At 48.3% G+C, this 4,538-nt stretch carries 6 protein-coding genes and 1 pseudogene; 1 reads left to right on the forward strand and 6 read right to left on the reverse strand.

Annotation, left to right across the window (positions count from 1 at the left end):
• The first annotated feature begins 471 nt into the window (after positions 1–471).
• Positions 472–1,029 carry a hypothetical protein gene (locus Q0338_RS10220; protein ID WP_298086630.1) on the forward strand — a complete coding sequence of 186 codons (558 nt, stop codon included), beginning with the start codon at positions 472–474 and terminating at the stop codon, positions 1,027–1,029.
• Positions 1,030–1,603: 574 nt separating this feature from the next.
• On the opposite strand, the gene Q0338_RS10225 is transcribed toward Q0338_RS10220, so the two are convergent.
• From Q0338_RS10225 to Q0338_RS10250, 6 genes and pseudogenes are all read right to left on the reverse strand, one after another.
• Complete coding sequence (locus Q0338_RS10225; protein WP_298086631.1) at positions 1,604–1,897, reverse strand: metal-sulfur cluster assembly factor; 294 nt, start codon at positions 1,895–1,897, stop codon at positions 1,604–1,606.
• Positions 1,894–3,096, reverse strand: coding sequence for a peptidase M50 (locus Q0338_RS10230; protein ID WP_298086632.1), 1,203 nt, complete (start codon positions 3,094–3,096; stop codon positions 1,894–1,896). The genes Q0338_RS10225 and Q0338_RS10230 overlap by 4 nt, the downstream gene beginning before the upstream one ends.
• A gap of 8 nt (positions 3,097–3,104) precedes the next feature.
• A complete protein-coding gene (locus tag Q0338_RS10235; RefSeq protein ID WP_298086633.1) occupies positions 3,105–3,443 on the reverse strand; it encodes a hypothetical protein in 339 nt (112 codons plus the stop codon).
• Between the two features lie 28 nt (positions 3,444–3,471).
• Positions 3,472–3,645 (reverse strand): hypothetical protein, encoded by a 174-nt coding sequence (locus Q0338_RS10240; RefSeq protein ID WP_298086634.1) that lies wholly within the window; start codon positions 3,643–3,645, stop codon positions 3,472–3,474.
• A gap of 3 nt (positions 3,646–3,648) precedes the next feature.
• Entirely contained in the window at positions 3,649–3,834 is a 186-nt protein-coding gene (locus Q0338_RS10245) for a hypothetical protein (protein WP_298086635.1), read from the reverse strand.
• 175 nt (positions 3,835–4,009) lie between these two features.
• Positions 4,010–4,538, reverse strand: a pseudogene (locus Q0338_RS10250) (bifunctional phosphoribosylaminoimidazolecarboxamide formyltransferase/IMP cyclohydrolase PurH); the annotation flags it as partial.

Raw genomic sequence — 4,538 nt, forward strand, 5'->3', positions numbered from 1 at the left:
AATTGATTTTTAACAAATTATACTATATTTCGTTAGTCACAATATATTCAGGATATTCTTATTTTACAATAAAATTATTCCACTAAAAATAATTTCAAAACCATAGTTTTTAGATTTTATACCGCACCAAAAACACTATAATATAACGCCAAAAGCAAACCCAAACGAGCGAGTGTAGCGTATCGCGGATGACAAACGAGCTGGGTAGCCTCGCTTCTGTATCGTCGCAAGCGGATGAGCGCGATGTACTCGCAAAAATTTAAATGAAGCATGCGATGCGGCAAGCGTCGTTAAATTTAACGTTGGCAAGTTAAAATCGGCAGCGAGTCAAAATTTTAAAGCGTGCACGACTGAACACGGCTCTAAATTTAACTCAAACGAATCCGACTCCGATAAATCACAAAAACCTCGAACGATAAAATAAGTTTTGGCGGCGAGAAATTCAGGCTCAAAAGATACTGTGGACAGCGCGTGTATCACATAATCTTTCCGCGCGGCTATTTCGGCGCACCCTATGCGGCGCATCTGGCGAAGCGCCATCCGACCTGGCGGTTTGAGGGCGGCAAGGCAGGCTATAAGCTCGGCGGGGTTTTGGACGAGGCGGACGGCGATGCGCAAAATCCGCTATTTCATCTCATCACGCTTGATCCGCTGCCCCGTGACTTGCCCGTGCGATCGCTGCCGCGCCTAAGCCTCGCCGCGCATGTTAGAGAGATAAACGAAGGCGAGATAGTCTTTTACGAGCACGACGCGCAGGGTATACCACGGCGTATCGGAGAGCGGACGCAAGTCGAATACGTGCAGGATGAGCCGATAAAGGAGTGCGAGGTCGCGCTGGCGCCCACGCCGGCGCGCTGGGCGGCTCAGGACTGGGGGATGTCAAACAGCAGGCAAAACCTCGCGCGCATCGGCGGCGAGCCATCGTGGATACAGGGCGCCTTGGTGCCGACGTGTCCGATATGCGGCGAGAAAATGGAATTTTTAATGCAGCTTGATAGCGAGCTTCCCAGCTGCGAGCAAGGCGGCTAGGTGATGTTTGGTAGCGGCGGGATTTTATATGTGTTTTGGTGCGAGCGGACGCGGGTGAGCGCGTTTTTTATGCAGTGCACGTGAGTGAAATTTTGGGAAAATGCGTAGTGAAAATTTGATACATGTGTTACCTTTGCAAAAAACGATAAAAGAGATATTTGGCTGGTAAATTTCTAGCGAGCTTGCTTGCCGGCAGGGTTAAATTTACCAAACCGACCTTGCTTTAATTAAATTAAATATATTCTTTCGTACGCTTTAGGTCGGTGATCAGCAGAGGTTTATCCTCACTCATCATATTTATGAGCTACTCTACGGCTCTACGCGCTACGTAGCCGGGTCTTTGTAGCCAGTCTAGCTCACGCTACATAATACTGAACACTTAGAGAAACTTGACTCTGTCATTTGACGCATCTATATAGCCCAGAACAGGATCGGACGCGAAGGCGACGCCATCCAGCTCATCATTCGTATTTAGGCACTGGGGCGAGCTTGTCCGGACAAGACAATCGCGCTCCGAACAAGCTTATAAACAGATCAAATCGCAGTAAAATTTGACTACGCCTAGCGCCAAAAATCACGCTCCTAACGCCGCCCTCACCTCGTCGCTCGCCATCTCGATACTCCACGCAGGCTCCCATACGAGGTCTATCTCGCACTCTTTTATGCCATCGACGTTTAGCACCGCTGTCTCTACCCAGCTTAGTATCATCTCGTGCAGCGGGCATGAGCGCGTAGATAGCGTCATCGTGACCTTTGCTTTGCCGTTCTCGTCGCAAACCGCGTCGTAAATCAGTCCCAAGGATACGATATCAAAGCCCACCTCGGGATCGACGATATTTGAGAGTGCGGCATAGATTTTTTCTTTCATTTTTCTTCCTTTATTCCAAATTTCGTAAATTTAAAAACATTTATCATATTTATCGCAACCAAAACGATGCTAACTAGCAGACAAGCCACGCCGCAGTGCGCGAGCGATTTTATCTCCAGCCAGACGCCAAGCTCGTAAAGCGCAAGCCCAAGAGCATTAAAGCCGATACCGATATATGCGGGCTTTTTAAGGATCATCTGATCTAGCAGAGGCACCTTTACCTTGCCCACGAACGGCGCTACATAGTGGTACCAGATGAGAAACGGCGCGATCTTGTAAAGATGAGCCGCAATAAAAGCGAATAAAAAGCCGTAAATCAGCATAAATACCGCCATATCGTATCTATCCGCCGCGACAAAAACACAAAATAGTACGAAGGCCGCGAGCGAAAGAGCGATATTTACGTTCCAGTAGTCATACGCCTTGCGGACGCGTTTTTTTAGGATATGTAGTGCCTCGGCGACAAAGCAAATAATCGCCGCTCCAAACGCAAAGTACGCGTAAATTTCGCTAAAAAACAGTAAAACGCCAGCCAAAATATAAAATCCGAAGGCAAATTTGCTAAGCGTAAATTTTAGATCGTGCGCCAGAGCAAACATCGGTAGCAGCACGGTTGCTACGCCGACGATGATAAAAAAGACAAAGCCGAGCACGAAATAGACGTGAAATTTAAGCGCGAACATAAAATCCATCGGCAAAGTGCCCGAAAGTATCATCAAAAGGCAAAATCCAAGCGAGATGCCGGCGAGCAAAAATACCGCCGAAACAAAGAGCATAAACGCCGCGAAGCTCTTTTTTTCATTGTCCATAAAGCTAACGATATAGGTCGTGCCAAAAAACAGCAGCGCGAGAAAAAGCGCCATGCCGCCGCCGTGTATGAAGCCCGTTTTGCCACTGATCATCCCGTAGCTCATCGACGCCGTGCCCGCGCAGTAAAGGGCTAAATTTGCCACCGCGCCCTTGATCGTCGAAAACGGCTTTTCTAAAATCACCGAAGTGAGCTGATAAAGCGCGCCGATGATGATGCTCATAACAAATCCGACGAAAAACACGTGTAAAAATCCCGCCGTCTCAAGCCCCGCGATCGTCTCAAAATCAGCCGCGAAAAAGGCGGGAATGCTCGCAATCAAAAAGCAAATGCCCGCGATAAAATAACCGCCCACTAGCTTAAAAGGCGGCGCAAAGGTGTTTAAAAGCATAGCCTATCTCAGTGACAAAGGCTTGTATCTACGTTTTTGACGTCCGCGCCCTGCTTTAGGCTAAAGGTCATCTTGACCGCCCCGCCCTCCAGATCCTCGCGCTCGATGTCGAACTGCTCCTCTATTTTAGGGATCAAACCGGCTGGGAATTTATGATTTACCATCACGATTTTGGTGTTTTGGTTTGCAAATTTGATCGCCACCAGCGCGTTTATCATAGGCTCGGGCGGTACGCACGGACGGCTGTCAAATCCTACAAAATCCACGCCGCCTTGGCTATATCTATAAAACGGTACCGTCGCACCCTCGGCGTTAAACTGCTCGGCGTCTTTAAAAAAATCGCTCATTTTTTATCCTTGTTTTAAATTTGGATAATTATACTCTTATTTTGCGTGCGGGCGTCTTGACCTTGCTTAAGGGATTAAATTTTAAATTTGACGGCCGAGGCGTTAAATTTGAGCGGCAAAACCCGAGCGTTGAAGGTGTGAAATTTGAGATGAGATAAAATTTGGCGGCGTAAATTTGACCGCCGATTAAAAGATAAAGCACCGCCTAGCAATACTGCTTGTAGCCTTTTTTGCAGAGTTGCTTTCTGCCCTCTTGTTTTAGGATTTCGTTTTTGCTCTCGCCGTTATAGGTCGAGTTTTGGTCGCTGCCGCCGACCTTTTCGCCGTTTACGTAGATATTAGCCGCATAAAGCCCCGCCAAAAATACCAAGAAAATCAAAATTTGCTTCATATATCGCTTTCAATTAAATTTAATCTCCAAAGCGCAAGCAAATCGCAGTCCAAATTTAAAGGCCGGTAAGTCAAATTTGAGAAAAGCGGAGCAAGCGCGCCGCTAATCAGTAAGCTTAGAACGGCAAAACGGCGCAGTCAAATTTACGCCGCCTCGCCGCAAAAAAGATCAAATTTTAGTGTAAAAAGTGGCGCACGCCGGTAAAATACATCGCCATGCCGTGCTCGTTTGCCGCCTGCACGACCTCATCGTCGCGGATACTGCCGCCAGGCTGTATCACGGCCTTCACGCCTGCCTCGCTTGCGATATCGATACTATCGCGGAACGGGAAAAACGCCTCGCTAGCAAGCGCGCAACCGCGTAAATCAAGCCCCATATCGCGCGCCTTGGCCACTGCCGCACGCGCGGCGTCCACGCGGCTAGTCATACCCATACCGATGGCGACCACGGCGCTGTTTTTCACGTAAACGACGCAGTTGCTTTTCGTAAGCGCCGCGACCTTCCACGCGATCTCGAGGTCTTTTAGCTCAGCCTCGTTAGCTGCGCGCGCGGTTTGTAGTTTCATATTTTCTAGCTCGCTAGCTTTCACCTCGTCGCTTTGCTGATAGACAAAGCCGCCGTCAACGTGTTTGAAGTCGTATTTGTCGTTTGCGCGCTGTAAAAATTTATTGCCCTGAGTGAAAATCTTGATGCGCTTTTTGGCT

The sequence above is a fragment of the uncultured Campylobacter sp. genome, assembly GCF_938018145.1.
Lineage (GTDB): Bacteria > Campylobacterota > Campylobacteria > Campylobacterales > Campylobacteraceae > Campylobacter_A.